This window comes from Pseudomonas sp. ASL9, from assembly GCF_056680335.1.
Genome location: NZ_CM155277.1, coordinates 4590084 through 4607285 on the forward strand (window position 1 = coordinate 4590084; position 17202 = coordinate 4607285).

General features: G+C 57.6%; 14 protein-coding genes. All 14 read left to right on the forward strand.

Annotation, left to right across the window (positions count from 1 at the left end):
* Positions 1-155 precede the first annotated feature (155 nt).
* The 14 genes from AC1ME2_RS21240 to AC1ME2_RS21305 all read left to right on the forward strand — a co-directional run bounded on the left by AC1ME2_RS21240 (position 156) and on the right by AC1ME2_RS21305 (position 17202).
* Positions 156-1493 (forward strand): MFS transporter, encoded by a 1338-nt coding sequence (locus AC1ME2_RS21240; RefSeq protein WP_480436533.1) that lies wholly within the window; start codon positions 156-158, stop codon positions 1491-1493.
* Between the two features lie 25 nt (positions 1494-1518).
* Positions 1519-2511: an AraD1 family protein gene (gene araD1, locus AC1ME2_RS21245; protein ID WP_480436534.1), complete on the forward strand. Its 993-nt coding sequence runs from the start codon at positions 1519-1521 to the stop codon at positions 2509-2511.
* 12 nt (positions 2512-2523) lie between these two features.
* A complete protein-coding gene (locus AC1ME2_RS21250; protein ID WP_480436535.1) occupies positions 2524-4107 on the forward strand; it encodes an aldehyde dehydrogenase (NADP(+)) in 1584 nt (527 codons plus the stop codon).
* Positions 4108-4294: 187 nt separating this feature from the next.
* Positions 4295-4606, forward strand: a complete 312-nt coding sequence (locus tag AC1ME2_RS21255; RefSeq protein ID WP_480436537.1) for a DUF5629 family protein — start codon at positions 4295-4297, stop codon at positions 4604-4606.
* Between the two features lie 93 nt (positions 4607-4699).
* Positions 4700-7117: a glucose/quinate/shikimate family membrane-bound PQQ-dependent dehydrogenase gene (locus tag AC1ME2_RS21260; protein ID WP_480436539.1), complete on the forward strand. Its 2418-nt coding sequence runs from the start codon at positions 4700-4702 to the stop codon at positions 7115-7117.
* A 121-nt stretch (positions 7118-7238) separates the two neighbouring features.
* Positions 7239-8405: a lactonase family protein gene (locus tag AC1ME2_RS21265; RefSeq protein WP_480436542.1), complete on the forward strand. Its 1167-nt coding sequence runs from the start codon at positions 7239-7241 to the stop codon at positions 8403-8405.
* 170 nt (positions 8406-8575) lie between these two features.
* Positions 8576-8758, forward strand: coding sequence for a hypothetical protein (locus tag AC1ME2_RS21270; RefSeq protein WP_480436546.1), 183 nt, complete (start codon positions 8576-8578; stop codon positions 8756-8758).
* A gap of 304 nt (positions 8759-9062) precedes the next feature.
* Positions 9063-9254: a hypothetical protein gene (locus AC1ME2_RS21275; protein WP_480436548.1), complete on the forward strand. Its 192-nt coding sequence runs from the start codon at positions 9063-9065 to the stop codon at positions 9252-9254.
* Entirely contained in the window at positions 9251-9478 is a 228-nt protein-coding gene (locus AC1ME2_RS21280; protein WP_480436550.1) for a hypothetical protein, read from the forward strand. Before AC1ME2_RS21275 ends, AC1ME2_RS21280 begins: the two co-directional genes overlap by 4 nt.
* A gap of 216 nt (positions 9479-9694) precedes the next feature.
* Complete coding sequence (locus AC1ME2_RS21285) at positions 9695-10516, forward strand: hypothetical protein (protein ID WP_480436551.1); 822 nt, start codon at positions 9695-9697, stop codon at positions 10514-10516.
* Positions 10513-13833, forward strand: a complete 3321-nt coding sequence (locus AC1ME2_RS21290) for a LysM peptidoglycan-binding domain-containing protein (protein WP_480436552.1) — start codon at positions 10513-10515, stop codon at positions 13831-13833. The genes AC1ME2_RS21285 and AC1ME2_RS21290 overlap by 4 nt, the downstream gene beginning before the upstream one ends.
* On the forward strand, positions 13818-14810 hold the full coding sequence (locus AC1ME2_RS21295) for a tetratricopeptide repeat protein (RefSeq protein WP_480436554.1): 993 nt from the start codon (positions 13818-13820) through the stop codon (positions 14808-14810). The genes AC1ME2_RS21290 and AC1ME2_RS21295 overlap by 16 nt, the downstream gene beginning before the upstream one ends.
* A gap of 58 nt (positions 14811-14868) precedes the next feature.
* Positions 14869-15861 carry a tetratricopeptide repeat protein gene (locus AC1ME2_RS21300; RefSeq protein ID WP_480436556.1) on the forward strand — a complete coding sequence of 331 codons (993 nt, stop codon included), beginning with the start codon at positions 14869-14871 and terminating at the stop codon, positions 15859-15861.
* Positions 15862-16011: 150 nt separating this feature from the next.
* Positions 16012-17202: a hypothetical protein gene (locus AC1ME2_RS21305; RefSeq protein ID WP_480436557.1), complete on the forward strand. Its 1191-nt coding sequence runs from the start codon at positions 16012-16014 to the stop codon at positions 17200-17202.

Here is a 17202-nt window from a genome sequence, read left to right on the forward strand (position 1 = left end):
GTTAAAGTAAGCCTAAAAACCCGTATTTGGAAGGGTTGTGGCTTAAATAGTAATACTATATAGTCGATTTCCAGTGAGGGATGACCCTGCCAGTGTTGTGAGGCGCAGAGGCGATCCCCGAGGTTCCATAACAAAAACAATTGGAGACCACCTTCATGAGCCAGGAACTCCGGCTTATACGTCGCATCACCCTGAAACTGATTCCCTTCCTGATCCTGCTGTACCTGATCGCTTACGTGGATCGCTCTGCGGTCGGTTTCGCCAAGCTGCACATGGGCGCGGATCTGGGCATCGGTGACGCGGCTTACGGGTTGGGTGCCGGGCTGTTTTTTATTGGCTACTTCCTGTTGGAGATCCCCAGCAACCTGATGCTTGAACGCTTCGGCGCTCGCCGCTGGTTCGCCCGCATCATGATCACCTGGGGCGCGATCACCCTCGGCATGGCGTTTGTTCAAGGGCCGCACAGTTTCTACGTGATGCGCTTGCTGTTGGGCGCGGCGGAGGCGGGCTTCTTCCCTGGGGTGCTGTACTACATCACCCAGTGGTTCCCGGTTCGCCATCGCGGCAAGATCCTCGGCTTGTTCATCCTTTCGCAACCCATCGCCATGATGATCACTGGGCCGGTTTCCGGTGGCTTGCTGGGCATGGACGGCGTGCTCGGTCTGCACGGCTGGCAGTGGCTGTTCATCGTCATCGGCACCCCGGCGATTCTGCTGACCTGGCCGGTGTTACGTTGGTTACCGGACGGTCCGAAACAGGTGAAGTGGATGGACCCGTCCGAGAAAAACTGGCTGGCCGGTGAGCTGAAAAAGGACCTGGAAGACTATGGCCAGACCCGTCATGGCAATCCATTGCACGCGCTTAAAGACAAGCGTGTATTACTCCTGGCGCTGTTCTACCTGCCCGTGACCCTGAGCATTTATGGACTGGGCTTGTGGCTGCCGACCTTGATCAAGCAGTTCGGCGGTAGCGACCTGACCACCGGTTTCGTTTCGGCGGTACCTTATATTTTCGGCATCATCGGTCTGCTGATCATCCCGCGCAGTTCCGACCGATTGAATGACCGCTACGGCCATCTGGCGGTGCTGTATGTGCTCGGCGCCATTGGCCTGTTTCTCAGTGCCTGGCTGACGATGCCGGTCCTGCAACTGGCGGCCCTGTGCCTGGTGGCGTTCGCGTTGTTTTCCTGCACTGCGGTGTTCTGGACCTTGCCGGGACGTTTTTTTGCCGGGGCCAGTGCGGCAGCCGGTATCGCCCTGATCAACTCGGTCGGCAACCTCGGCGGTTATATCGGTCCTTTCGTGATCGGCGCGCTGAAGGAGTACACCGGCAACCTCGCGTCGGGCCTGTACTTCCTGTCTGGCGTCATGGTCTGCGGCGTATTCCTGACCGGCATCGTCTACCGCCTGCTGGAGCGTAAACACGCTCTGCCTCCGACCGAATTTGCTGCCAGCGCCCGAAGCCAAAGGGCTCAGCCTGCCAGCCGTCCTTGAATCCTGCAAAGAAGGGAGCATGCACATGCGATTAGTACAGTTCGAATTGAGCAATGGCCAGCGTCGGGTTGGCGTGGTGGACGGCGAGCAGGTGCGCGAAGTGGTGGGCGCGGCCAGCGTTCGCGAATTGGCGCTGGCCGCCATCGAGGCGGGCGTCAGTCTGGTACAGCAGGTCGAGAACCACGGGCTGGGTGCCAATCACGATTACCCGCAACTGCTGCAAGACCTGCGCATTTTGCCGCCGCTGGACCATCCCGATCCGGCGCACATGCTGGTCAGCGGTACCGGCCTGACGCATTTTGGCAGTGCTGCGACGCGGGACAAAATGCACCAGCACACGGTTGATGACGCAACGCTGACCGACAGCATGCGCATCTTTCAATGGGGCTTGGAGGGCGGTAAACCGGCCGCCGGCCAGGTCGGTGTGCAGCCAGAGTGGTTCTACAAAGGCGACGGCAGCATTGTCGTTCGCCCAGGGCGTGCGTTCCCGCTGCCGCCGTTCGCTGAAGATGCTGGCGAAGAGCCGGAGTTGAGCGGTTTGTACGTGATTGGCCCTGACCATAAGCCTTACCGTCTGGGTTTCGCCATCGGCAATGAGTTCTCCGACCATGTGATGGAGCGCAAGAACTATCTGTACCTCGCTCACTCCAAATTACGTGCTTGTTCATTTGGCCCGGAATTGCGGGTGGGTGAACTGCCACAACACCTGTCGGGCACCAGCCGAATCCTCCGTGACGGCGCGGTGCTCTGGGAGAAAGAGTTTCTCAGTGGCGAGGCCAACATGTGCCACAGCTTCGAGAACCTCGAATACCACCACTTCAAGTACCGCCAATTCCTGCGTCCGGGTGATGTACACATCCATTTCTTCGGCACTGCGACGCTGTCTTTTGCTGACGGCGTGCGCGCTCAGCCAGGGGATACGTTCGACATCAGCCACGCCGACTTCGGCGCCCCGTTGATCAACGGCATCGCCCCGGCTGAAGCGGCTTTTCAGCCCGGCGCCATTGGCACCCTTTAAGGAGAACCGTTCATGTCCCACATTCTTGGTCACAACTACATCGGCGGCCAGCGTAGCGCTGCCGGCAAGGTCATCGTGCACAGCGTCGACGCCAGCACCGGCGAAAAACTGCCCCATGATTTCTATCAGGCCACCCTCGAAGAAGTCGACAGCGCCGCCAAAGCCGCCGCTGTCGCGTACCCTATCTATCGCCAATTGAGTGCAGCCAAGCGTGCTGAATTCCTCGACGCCATCGCCGATGAACTTGATGCGTTGGGCGATGGCTTCGTTGCTGTGGTTTGCCGTGAAACTGCGCTGCCTGCCGGGCGTATCCAGGGTGAGCGCGGGCGCACCAGCGGCCAGATGCGCTTGTTCGCCAAGGTCCTGCGTCGTGGAGATTTCTACGGTGCGCGAATCGATCAGGCGTTGCCGGAGCGCAAACCGTTACCTCGTCCGGACCTGCGTCAATACCGCATCGGCCTGGGCCCGGTTGCAGTGTTCGGCGCCAGTAACTTTCCGCTGGCGTTCTCGACGGCCGGTGGCGACACCGCCTCGGCCCTCGCGGCCGGTTGCCCGGTGGTGTTCAAGGCCCACAGCGGGCACATGGCAACCGCCGAACAGGTCGCTGATGCGATCATCCGCGCGGCGGAAAAGACCGGCATGCCGACGGGCGTATTCAACATGATCTACGGCGCCGGCGTGGGTGAAGCGCTGGTCAAACATCCGGCGATTCTGGCCGTGGGCTTCACCGGCTCGCTCAAAGGTGGCCGCGCCCTGTGCGACATGGCGGCAGCGCGCCCACAACCGATTCCAGTGTTCGCCGAGATGAGCAGTATCAATCCGGTGATCATCCTTCCCGAGGCCTTGGCTGCACGCGGCGACAGCATTGCCAGTGAACTGGCGGCGTCAGTGGTTCAGGGGTGCGGTCAGTTCTGCACCAATCCCGGTCTGGTCATTGGCCTGCGCTCGCCCGCGTTCAGCGAATTCGTGCAACAACTCAGCGCGCAGATCAACGATCAATCACCGCAAACCATGCTCAATGCAGGCACGCTAGGCAGCTATGCCAAAGGCTTGCAGGCATTGCAGGCGCATCCGGGTATCGCGCACCTGGCGGGCAGCGAACAGCAGGGCAATCAGGCCCTGCCGCAACTGTTCAAGGCCGATGTCAGCCTGTTGCTCAAGGGCGACGCGGTGTTGCAGGAAGAAGTATTTGGCCCGACCACCGTGGTCGTCGAAGTCGCTGATCAAGCCCAGCTCAGCGAGGCCCTGCACGGTTTGCACGGTCAGCTCACCGCCACCTTGATCGCTGAACCCGGCGACCTGCAGCAGTTCAGCGAACTCACCGCGCTGCTGGAACTGAAGGTCGGCCGTATCCTGCTCAACGGTTATCCGACCGGGGTCGAAGTGTGCGATTCGATGGTACACGGCGGGCCTTATCCCGCGACTTCCGATGCCCGTGGGACGTCGGTGGGGACGTTGGCGATCGATCGCTTCCTGCGCCCTGTGTGCTTCCAGAACTTCCCGGACAGCGCACTGCCTGATGCCCTGAAAAACGCCAATCCACTGAGGATTCAGCGATTGGTGGATGGGGTGGCGTCAACGGCTGCGATTGGCTGATTCGGGGGGCGCATAACTGCGGCCTGACGCGTACATAAAACCAAGGAGCGCGCTTGCCCGCTATGGCGAGCCAGCTCCTACCGCCATCGGCCAGAATCGAAACCGAGCCCGATCATCGCGTTCTCTGAGGAATTGGGAAGCCGTTTGGCCTATCATTCGCCTTTATTTACTCAGGCGATTGACTGTTATGACCAACACTGACCAAACCCTGCTTGCGGCCTTGCAAACGTCCAACATGCTGGAAATCGACGGGCTGCATGCCTGGGAGTTTTCCCTGGGCGACGAACATCTGGAGATCGAGGCGATAGACGGTCGCGAGCGCAAAGTCTGGCGCTTCAGCCTGGCGCAGGTGCAAGCGGCGACATTTGACCCGCAATTGCAGAGCTGGACCCTCAGTGATGGCAACACAGATCACCGGATCGTTTGCCTGAGTGCTTTCACGCCGAGCGATGATGAGGACGAAGACGTAGACGTAGACGACGCTCCAGAGCGGGATTGATTCGCGCCGAGGGGGACGAATCTCCTACGGCGGCTATACTGCGTTTCACACCGGCCCAAAGGATTTGAGCCACAAACGATAGGGAGATCCACCATGAGTAACCAAAGTGCAATAAAAAGTCGTACACACCTTTTACCGACCTTGGTCGGGATAGTGTTGTTAGTGCTAGGTTTGGTGATGCTGGCCGGGGGCGTCAAGCTGGTGCAGTTGGGCGGGTCGTTCTATTACGTGCTTGGCGGGGCTGGCTTTGCATTAAGCGGGATGTTGCTGATTCTGGCGCGGCGTGCGGCGATTGGGCTGTACGCATTGCTGCTGTTTGTCAGCACGCTATGGGCGTGGTGGGAAGTCGGGCTGGATTGGTGGCAACTGGTTCCACGCTTGTCCTTGTGGTTTGTCCTGGGCATCGTGCTGCTGCTGCCCGCGGTGCGGAATTCATTGATACCGGAATACCGAAGATTCTCCACCGCCAGCCTTAGCCTGGCGGTGCTGGTTGCCGGTGCTGTGGCGTTGGCCAGTCAATACACGCACTACGATGAAATCAAGGGGGAACTGGCGCGCACCGATGTGGGCATGAAGGAGAGTGCGCCGAAGCAACCTGAAGGCGATTGGCAGTCATACGGGCGCAGTGCGTTCGGTGACCGATACTCGCCTCTGGCGCAAATTACCCCGGACAATGCCCATCAACTGCAACTCGCCTGGACCTTTCGCACCGGCGATTTGCCGGGGCCTAATGATCCTAAGGAAACCACTGCCGAGAACACTCCGCTCAAGGTCAATGGCATGCTCTATCTGTGCACCCCGCACAGCCAGGTGATTGCCCTGGACCCGGATTCCGGCAAGGAAATCTGGCGCTTCGACCCCAAACTCAGTACGCAGAACGCCGCCAGCTTCAAAGGGTGGGCGCACATGACCTGTCGCGGCGTGGCCTACCATGACGTCGGGGCTTATCCCCCAGCCCCTTCGGGTAAAGCCCCCGCAGGCAAAGCCGTCGCGGGCGTGACGAATACCTGTCCCAAGCGCATTTTTGTGCCCACCGCCGATACCCGTCTGATCGCCTTGAACGCTGATAACGGCAAACCGTGCGAAGAGTTTGGCGATCAGGGCTCGGTCGACCTGACCCGCAACATCGGGGACTTCACCGCAGGAGGGTATTACTCGACATCGCCGCCTGCGGTCACCCGCGATCTGGTGATCATTGGTGGGCATGTCACCGACAATGAATCCGTCGACGAGCCGTCCGGGGTGATTCGTGCCTTCGATGTGCGCAGCGGCAAACTGGTGTGGAATTGGGACAGCGGCAACCCCGATAACACCCAACCGATCCTGCCCGGCCTGACCTATACCCGCAACTCGCCCAACATGTGGTCGGTCATGAGCGTCGACGAAAAACTGGGCATGCTCTATCTGCCCATGGGCAATCAGACACCGGATCAATGGGGCGGTGACCGCAAGAAACCTGAGGTGTACAGCGCCGGCGTGACGGCGCTGGACATCGCTACGGGCAAGGTGCGCTGGACCTTTCAGTTCACCCACCATGATTTGTGGGACATGGACGTCGGCGGGCAGCCAACGCTGATGGACCTCAAGACCCTGAGCGGGATCAAGCCTGCACTGCTGGCATCGACCAAGCAGGGCAGCATCTATGTACTTGACCGCCGCACCGGTGCGCCCATTGTGCCGATCAAGGAAACCGCTGTGCCGCAGGGCGCTGTCGAGGGTGATATCACCTCGCCGACTCAGCCCATGTCGGCGCTGAACATGATGCCGCCGCGCCTGCGGGAAGCGGACATGTGGGGCGTGACGCCGATCGATCAGATGCTGTGTCGCATCACCTTTCGTTCGCTGCGCTATGAAGGGATTTACACGCCACCCTCCGTCCAGGGCTCGATTATTTATCCGGGCAATGTTGGGGTCTTCAATTGGGGCGGCATCTCCGTCGACCCGGTTCGGCAGGTTGCCTTTCTCTCGCCCAATTACATGGCGTTTGTCTCGACACTGGTGCCGCGCACTGCCGTGGAGGGTGGTCCTGCACGCAAAAGTGAAACCCAGGGTGTGCAGCCAAACAAAGGCGCGCCGTATGGCGTGATCCTGTCGCCACTGCTTTCGCGCTTGGGTTTGCCGTGCCAGGCACCCGCGTGGGGTTATGTCGCGGCGGTTGATCTGACCACCCACAAAGTGATCTGGAAACACAAGAACGGTACGGTCCGAGACAGTGCGCCGCTGCCAATTCCCTTGCCCATGGGTGTGCCGAGCATGGGGGGCACGATCAGCACCGCCGGTGGTGTGTCGTTCCTCGCCGGGACGTTGGATCAATACCTGCGGGCCTATGACATCCGTAACGGTAGACAACTGTGGGAAGGCCGCCTGCCAGCAGGCGGACAGGCCACGCCCATGACCTATACCGGTAGTGACGGTCGCCAATACGTGCTGATCGTGGCCGGCGGTCACGGCTCGCTCGGCACCCGGCAGGGCGATTATGTGATGGCCTTTGCTTTGCCCAAACCCCAATAAAACGCCCCGATAAACAACCGCGATAAAACTACTGCATCAAGGGCGCTGTCATAGAACAGGTGGCCATGGAGCGACTGGCCAAATGTGGCGCCCAACACGTCCAATAAATAGAGAGATGCCCATGAACTCTAAAATTTTGCCCTGGCTGGTGATGGCCAGCGGGATCATCGCTTTCCCTGTGCTCGCGCAAAGCGTCACTGACTACGATGTGTTGGTGGGGTCTTACACCCAAGGCACAAGTGAAGGCATCTACCGCTATCGGTTTGACAGCCAGAGTGGAAAGATCGACCCGCAACCGCGGCAAGTGATCAAAAGCGAAAACCCGTCCTGGCTGACGCTCTCCAAGGATCAGCGCCACCTGTTTGCGGTCAATGAGAACGGGCCGGGTCAGCGCGACACCGTGGGCAAGGTCAGCAGCTTCACCATCGATGGTAAAAGCCATGAAGTGACACCGATCAATCAGGTCGACAGCAAGGGTGACGAGCCGACCCATTCCAGCCTGAGCCTGGACGGACGTTTCCTGTTCGTGGCCAACTACGCCGTGCATCCCGATCCGGGTGGCGTGCTGGCAGTGGTGCCAGTGGACACGTCCGGCAAGCTGTCCGCCGTGGCGCAAACCAGTACCCATCCGGCCAGCCATGTCGATCCAGAGCGTCAGGCATCGTCCCACGTGCATTCGGCCGTACCGACGCCGGATGGCAAGTACCTGATAGCCAGCGATCTGGGGGCCGACAAGCTGTTTGTCTTTCGCTACGACAGCAAAGCCACGCAGCCTCTTCAACCCGCAAAGACCCCATCGGTGGAATTGCCTGCGGGCAGCGGACCTCGGCACTTGCTGTTCAGCAACGACGGCAAGCATGCCTACCTGACATTGGAAATGGCAGCGCAAGTGGCGCTGTTCGATTACCACGACGGGGTTTTCAAGCGCACACAACTGATCGATCTGACTGACAAGAGCCTGCAGCAGAAAAACGGTGGCGGTGGCCTGCACACCTCGGCGGACGGCAAATTCCTGTATGTCGCCAATCGGGGAGAAGCCAATCAGTTAGTGGTGTTTGCCATTGCTCCGGGCACCGGCCAGCTCAAGGAAATTCAGCGACGCTCGGTCGAGGGCACTGAACCGCGTGAATTCAGCATCGACCCCCAAGGTCATTTTTTGTTGATTGCCAATCAAAAGAGCAACCAGATCGTCACCGTCCGTCGTGATGCCAAGACCGGTCTTTTGGGCGAAACCGTGCAGAAAATGGACTTCGACTCACCGTCTGACTTCAAATTCCTGACCCGATAACCCCCTGCGAAACAGGCTTCAGCCCCCTGGCTACGGGGCTGGAGCCTGTTATTAATTCAATTGATATGGGCTACTAATACAAAGCATTTCTGAGATCGGACCCCCGGGCGTAAGTTTGAGTCACGGCCTTCAACGGCAGCTATCAAACCAGAACATTCGAGGCTTACGACATGAACTTCAATCTCTTCTCCGTCATCGCAGCATCCGCTATCTCTGCCACCGTCGCCCTGCCTGCCAGCGCAAATGTTGAGATCAGCAACAAAAAATCGAACATCACCCAGAGCTACACCACAAAATACCTGCAACAAAGTGCCCACTTCTACGCCGCACTGGATCACAAAACACAGCAATGAATTCATCCCTGAAATGAACCCATTCCCCGTTATCGACAACATCGATAACGGGGAATGGGTTCGTCCGCGTTTTTTTATTCCCGTCGCAGCATCTGCCCGTGTAAAGCCGCCCTCGCGAACAACTCCGCTCCGCCAATCGATTGATGCTGCCCCCCGATCCGAGGGACATTCTTCGCTCTATCGCCTCGATCAAAGCCTTCAATAATCAATCAACCTGATGTCCGGTATGCATCGCCATCGTTATTCAGCGCCAACGATTTCTACGATCCTGTGAGCCACGAAACATGCCCACGGAGCTGCTGACATGGCCACCGCCATCCTTCATTCATTCAAGCAAGGCGCATACATCGCCATTGCCCTCTATGTTGCTTTCATCGCGGCAGCCACTGTCTCCAGCATGAATGCACCGTCGATTGATCCTGTCACCGCGTCGGTCGGTGCGCCCGTCGTCAAGGTTGAGCGCCCTGCGGCGAATGTGCAGGAGCGTGCGTCATGAAGGGCAGCCAGTTATGGGTCATCGCCTTTTTTACCGTGATCACCAACGGCTTTTCGTTGGTCGGTCTGGGCGAGGCTTCATCAGGCGGTCTGGCGCGCAGCATTGAATGTAAACACAGCATTGCCCACGGCATCGAAATGGCCAGAGCGCACACATTAATAGCTGGAAATCCGCCAAATAAACTCGGGCTGTTTGAATCAGGACTCTTTACGGTTATCTGCTGAACGTCGGGATGGTGCTTTGGCAGTTCAACTCTACCCTACGGAATCCTGGCGGACAGCAGATGCTGTGTGAGTGACCCACCCTCTCTTCGTCGTTGTAAGACCAATCCTCAAACCCAATCGGAAACGTCTCCTTCGTACCCCCCTGCATTGAAGCGGCTCTTCATTCGCGGCATGTTTCGTCCTTTCTGGCAGACCCTCAAAGGACGAACGGCTTTTATGTCTGACGCGATCCCCCGGTTTCTTAACCGTCCTACCCTGAACGGTCCTCGCTTGGAACAGGGGCAGAAGATAGTGTTCCTCATCGAAGCCGCCCACGCGCCTGCTGCATGGACGGTGCTGATACAAAAAGGTGCGCAGTTCAACGTTGATCTGCTGTGGTTCGGCACACCGTTTCAGGCGCACATGGCCCAAGGACCTTCCTGGTTTGTGGTCAACGCAGCGTGCATCGACGGGCTGGCGGAGGTGTGCCATCAACGCCCCGCAGGCATAGCCTTGACCTGCAGTGACCCGGTGCAGGCACTGGCTCATGCCCGAACATTGCTGAGCATGACCCCGCCGAACGTAGTGGCAATCCACGACCCCGTTGTCTGGGCCGCGCTGGCAATGGAAAACGTTCGGCAACACGCCTGCTTGTTCGGTCCGTGGAGTGAGGTCTACACCCCGGTCCCTGGCGTTAATCCCACATCACGTCAGTGGCATGTCTGGAAAGCCGAAACACCCGCCACTGAGCCCTGCGAATACCCCCTCGCTTTCCCGGACACCCTGTACTCGACCTACACCGACATCCGCTGGCTGCACTGGCTACGGCAGAACCCGCAGCACTTTGCTCAGGTGCCAGACCAAGAACTGCCCCGCGTAGTCACCAACCTCGATTTCTTCGTGAAGCACGGCATCGGCGTCGACCGTGACCTGTTGCAGCTGTCTGCGCTGATCACCCACGGCAACGTGCGTGAGCACGAAGACCTTCTCCCGATCCTCACCTCGCGCGAACGGCCGCACCGTCGGGTCGAGCAACTGCTACAGGGGCTACAGCCATGACCACTCGTATTTATACCGTCCAGCAAGGGGACACCCTCAGCGAGCTCGCGCAGCGATTGGCTAGCAGTGTTGACGAATTACGGCGCCTTAATCCCTTTATCAAAAACCCGAACTACATCCGCACGGGCTGGACGCTGAACGTGCCGGACACCGCCGGCGCGCCCGTGGCGGACAGCCCGACACCCGCGCCAGATACCAGCGCCCTGGAGGTGTTGCACCTCGACCCTGTTGCCGCGCCGCCTGAACACTGCACCGTCGATTTCTGCGGCGAGCAGCCGTGCAAGCGAGACACCCATTACGCCGACGTTATTTATGAAGTCGGTCAGGACCGTTTCTGGCTGCTGCGCGAACACACCCTGAACACGTTGGTCGCCGCCGCCGATGACCTGCAAAAGAAGCTGCTGACCACTGATCCCGACTCACGGATCAATGCCCTGAATGACGCGGGGCTGCTGGAGCCCTTTCTGGAACCCAAAACCAGCAGCTTTCTGGATGCGCAGAACAGCCAGCGGTATTTGGAAATTGAGCATGAGTTGGACCAGATAGGGGACGACCTCGGACGACTGGGGATACGCGAAGAGGGCTTGCAGGACGTCAAACACGTACCGAATCTCACGGTTGAGCAGCTAAGGCACGTCAACCAACAGCAACAGACCGCCCTGCCGTTACGCCGCGAACGGGCCGCACTCGATGCCAAGGGCCATAAAATTGCCCTCGAACGCGGCTACAGTTTTGAAGACGGTCATCTGTACAGCGCCGAGGCGATGAAGGCTCGCGAGATTATTCAACGCTACCTTAAGCAGCGCCAAGTCTTCGTCGATCTGGGCAGAGCGTTCTTTAGTCCCGCAGAACTGGATAAGTATCAACAGGAATACGCGAAAGTCATCGCTGAGCTGCAGTACGCAAACGCCCACCGCACCCAGCCGCGACGGGACGTTGAGCTGTGGCTTCTACAGTCGAGAGGCCAATTCCATTATTCAGAACTGGTCAAAACCCTTCTCGAAGCCGCCGCCTACGGCCTGGCCTTGCCCGAATACGCCCTGCAAGGCGACAGCGGGGATATTCAGCAAGGGTTTGAGGCGTACGAGAAATACCACGCCTTGCTCAGGCAAAAAGCAGCCCTGGATCAACACGTCGAAAAATCATTCGACAATTGGGTCAATGTCGCCAAACAACAGCCTCCGAGCAGCCTGTTCACCACGGAAGCCGTGCAGTGGCAGGCACTTGAAGCCCAAGAACAGGCGCTGAAGAAAAAGGCCGAAGACTTCGTCAAACATTCCAAACCCCTACGCCACCTGCTCTGGAACCCCGAGACCTTCGCTCCAAAACCGCAACAGCGGCTGGTGCGCACTCACTTTCCGTTGCGAGAAATCAGCGTGCCCACCGAGCGCACACGCCTGCGCCACTTGAGCCTCACCGACGTGCTCAAACACCTCAACCAAAGCACTCGGGACCTGCTCAAGGAAGACCTGAACAAAGCACTGGCCCAAGTCAAAGATCCCACCTTCAAAGTGACGGCGGGCAAAACGAGTGCCGACCCGGACCTGTTCACCTCCTGGCTGAAAATGAACGACGCTCGGCCCGTTGAAATCCAGGACGGCTGGTTCGACCGCAACGGCTTCTTCCAGCCTGAAACGTTCAAGCGCTACATCAACACCGAAAAAATCTACATCGAGAACCTGCGCGACGACGCCACCTTCGACGCGTGGGGTGAAGACCTGCGCCAGATGCTGTTCAAGCAAAGCACCCTCGGCCCCCTGCGCTTGTTCGATAACAGCCCGCAGGCGCGCTTGATTCGTTGCCTGACCCCGGCCCAGAGCAACGTGCAACTCGCCAGCCAAGTACTCGCCCCCTGTGTCAGCCTGAAAAAAGGCCTGGGCGCGTCGGCCAACGTGACGCTGGACGTCAACCTGGCGCAGGGCGAAATTGAGGTGGCCTCGTTTGAGCTGCCAGGGCGGGCCGAGGCGACACCGAAAACGCTGAGCTACAAAAACGAGAACGACGACCAGGGCCAGAAAGTAGCCGACGGTATCGTCACGCTCGGGAAGTTTTGCCTGACTGGCAGCCTCAAGGCCTGGGGCTTCGCCGGCGCCTCAATGATGCTCAGCGCCAACCTGCGCGTGGGGCCGAACAAGCAGGAAAACGATGACCTGGGCCTCGACACCGGGCGTGATGTGGAGCGCCGTCTCAGCCGCGCAGAAACCGGCCTGAGGCCTCATATCCGCCACGACGACGTCCTTGGCGGACAGTTCAACCTGTTCGCTGGCGTACAAGGTGGGGTCAAAATCAATGGCTCGCTGCTCTGGGCGCCGCCCGACGACCTGCTGACCCTGCGCCACCCGACATTCAAGAAACACATCGACAACGACGGTTGGCTGGAACTCGCCACCCTGGGCATCGACGCCTCCGCCGCCTTGGGTGTCGGCACCAAGGCCGGGCTTAACCTGTCCCTGCAAAACGGCTACGTGATCCTGCGCATGAACGCGGCCATCATTGCCGGCCCCGGCGTGCAGGGCGCCTTCAACTTCGTGGTGGGCTACAAAGCGATTATCCAGATCCTGGATATCTTCAATAAAGCACTGGTTGAAAACAACTATAAAAAAATGGTCTGGGTACAACCGGAGGCCTTCGCTTACTTCAGCAAACTGCAACTGCTCAGCGCGCTTGGCGTGGACATGCAGTGGGTGTTCTTGAGGGGGTATAACGTTGTTAGTCGGATGTATGACGCGATAAAGGCAGGGGGGCGGGCGGGGCCGATGGCTCATGAGATCTTTGACAAACAAGACGATCAGGAATTAAGAAGATGGTATTCCACCTTGACGCCCGAGGGGTTGGGGTCGCTGTTGGATACGCTACTTCAAACGCCAAGGCCATTTGAAGTAGAAGTGCAGGGCGATATGGGTGGCACAAGGACGATAAGGTATACGACGCAGCAATGCCATTTATTGCAGCAGCACGCGATCGAAATTATTTTGAGCTCCATCTATGAGAATGCCATGGCAGGCTCATACAATAAGACAGGCTATGAAAATCTGGCCTCGGCACAAGAGCGGTTTGGCAAAGCGGTACTGCGGTTTTCATCCTTTAACAAGCCGGAAAATCCCAGGTTTATTTATTGTGAAAATGTATACCGAATGAGTAATTTCATGGCGGCAAATGCCGGGAAGTTGCCTGCGGATAATAGAATGCAAACAAGATATTTTTCCGCAAGAAAAATATTAGGCGAAGCGATGGATACTACCTGTGATTTTGCATCAATGACAAAATTCTGGAACCCAGATGCAGGGACGGAGCTGGCACTATGGCCAAAATATTGATTGTCTCAGTGAAATTAACCGGCCTACTGTTGCTGTTTAGTCATTGTGCCTGGGCTCAATTAACGCCAGAGCAAGAAGAGGCGCGAAGCCAAGGTTTATTTTTCTTAAATATGATCAAGAGTGCAAAGGCAAGCCCTTTTCTTGAAGTGTCAGCCGAGGCTGGGGATACGGAGTCACAGTATTACTTGGCTGAAATTATTAGGCGGAACCAAAAAGTTATAACACCGAAAGCTCAGAAACTGTACGAGGCCGCCGCCGAAAAAGGCGATATCTACGCCATGATGCGATTGTCCGATAAGGGTGACGACCTCTGCCACATCATGGAGAACTGCCCGCCGGATATAAAAACACCTCAGGCGTGGTTGGAAGCCGCTCGCTCACTGGCCAAAGAAAGAGCCGCTCAGGGGGATGGTGAAGCCATGCAGCAACTTTTTTTGATGACCAGTCATTTTGATTGGTTAATCAAAGCAGCGGAGTCCGGTTTTCCCGAGGCGCAGGAATGGCTCGGTTCTTTATACAAAGAAGGTGCAGGCACTTTCCTGATGCCCAGCAACCGGGAAAAAGAAATCGAGAAATGGTACAAAGCTTCGGCGGAAGGCGGCTATCCACCCGGTATGAACAGTTACGCCGATCTGCTGAATAAGCGCGGAGACCGTCAAGGGTATGGTTACTGGATCGAGCAATCGGCCAAAGCTGGCCACTTTAGTGCAATGTCCGGCTACGCCGCGTGGACCGCGCATATGCCCGACGAAGTCGGCTATCCGCTTGATCTGATAAAAGCCTACGGTCTGACACTGCTCATGGCAGAAGCAGATCCCGGAAGAGGGCCGTCATCGCCGGGCTACGGAGGGCAGGTACTGCCAGAGGTCGCCGCCAAAATGACCGCCGAACAAATCGAAGCCGGAAAGGTCTACGCCAACGAGTGGGCGAAAACCCATCCGCCGCTGTCGAGATTCCCGCCTAAGTACGGATTTTAATAGTCGCTGGGCGCTTCATCTAAAAAATGAATCGCCCATTACTATGGATGGCAACTGCATGCATAAAATGTTTATTTATTTAACAAAGACAATCTTCACGCTATTCATCGTCTGTAACAGTGCCTGGGCTCAATTGACACCCGAGCAAGAGGATGCACGGGTTAAAGGCGTCTTTCTTTACAATATGGATGATGGCTATACATCTAAACCTTTTCTTGAAATAGCCGCAAACGCCGGGGATGGTGAATCTCAGTATTACCTGGCAGAACTTATACGACTTCGGAAAAAACATATCAGTACCGAGGCGCAAGCGCTGTACGAAGCTGCGGCCGAAAAAGGTGATGTCTACGCCATGATGCGATTGTCCGATAAAGGTGATGACCTTTGCCACATCATGGAGAATTGCCCGCCTGATATAAAAACACCTCAAGAGTGGCTGGAAAACGCTCGCTCACTTGCGAAAGAAAGAGCCGCTCAGGGGGATGGTGAAGCCATGCAGCAGCTTTTTTTGATGACCAGTCATTTTGATTGGTTAATCAAAGCCGCGGAGTCCGGTTTCCCCGAGGCACAGGAATGGCTAGGTTCTTTATACAGAGAAGGCGCAGGCACTTTCCTGATCCCCGGTAACCGGAAAAAGGAAATCGAGAAATGGTACAAGGCCTCGGCGGAAGGCGGCTATCCACCCGGCATGAACAGTTACGCCGACTTTCTGAATGCACGCGGAGATCGTCAAGGGTTTGCTTACTGGATTGAGAGATCGGCCAAAGCCGGAGACTTTGGTGCCATGTCTGACTATGCCGCTTGGGCGGCACATATGCCCGACAAGGTAGGGTATCCACTTGATCTGGTAAAAGCCTACGGGCTGACACTGCTCATGGCAGAAGCGGACCCCGGCAGAGGGCCTTCATCGCCGGGCTACGGAGGGCAAGTACTGCCAAGGGTCGCCGCTAAAATGACCCCCGAACAAATCGAAGCTGGCAAAGCCTACGCCAAAGAATGGGCAAAGACCCATCCGCCGCTGTCGAGATTCCCGCCTAAGTACGGATATTGATGCCAGCTGGACGTTCCCACACCAACGCACGTAGGACTCATCCTTAAACTTCGCAAGACAACTCTCTACCTGCGCCCCCCTCATTGAAACCGCTCCTGTGTCGCCGCATCTTGCAGTTCTTCTGAACGTTTTTGTAGGCGATACCCTGCCATGTCAACGGCCAAACACCCTGTACTTGATAAAACCGAACCTTTGCGCGCCGCCGCTAACCAACAGCAGTTGGGGTGCCTGGAAAGTACGTGGCTGGGCTGGAACGAGCTGCATCGTTTTGTCTGTTCTAAAGGGCATGTTTTTCTCAAGACCCCGAGGCGGATGAGCCGATGCCAGGAGAGTTGTCAGGCGTGCATTCAGGATCGCTTTACGGCGCGGGTGCGCGCCATTGCTCAGGAAGCCGGGGTGACCTGGCTGGATGAGCGGTGGCTGGGTTATGGCGTGCCCCATAACTTTCGTTGTTCGCAGGGGCACACGTGGCAGCGTAAATCTTCGACCATGGGCTTGTACCCTGATTGCAGCCTCTGCAAACGAGACAAGGCCAGAAACCTCAAGGGGTTCTCCGACAGCCTGACCCGTTTGCAGCAGATCGCTGCGCAGCACGGCGGGGTATGTTTGGCTGATGCTTACACCAGCACACGTCAACGGTATGGTTTTCGCTGTGCCCAGGGGCACGTCTGGGAGTCTTTAGGCGTCAATGTCATGGGCGGCGCGTGGTGCCGTGAGTGTGCGATCCAGCCCAGACTTATCCATGAAAAGGGGGTGGACGGACTGGTACGGTTGCGTGAAATGGCCGAACGCCATGGCGGGGTCTGCCTTGACCAAGAGTACCGGGGTGTAAAGCATCACTATCGCTTTCGTTGCCGTGTCGGGCATGAGTGGACGAGGTTGGGATCGAGCGCCTTGCATGGCAGCTGGTGTGTTAAATGCCACCTGAAGGCGAAGACGCTGACCCTCGATGACGCGCATCGGGCCGCAGCGGCGAAAGGCGGGAAATGTCTGTCCACTGAGTATGCAAATGCTCAAATTAAGCTTCAGTGGCAATGCCAGAACGGGCATCGCTGGCTTGCCCCGATGGCGACTATCAGACAGGGTGGTTGGTGTAAGCGGTGTCCAAAGAGCAGGCTAAGCCTCGACGATGCTCATCAGGGCGCACGAGCAAGAGGCGGGGAATGCCTGTCCACCGAATACGTCAACTGCCACACAAAAATGCATTGGCTGTGCGAGCGAGGGCATAGCTGGCACACCAACCTGTCACTCATACGTAATGGCCATTGGTGCCCTGAGTGCTCTTATATGGCAAAGGTCACGACGCTGAAGACCATGAAGCGTTATTTGTCGGCCAAGTAA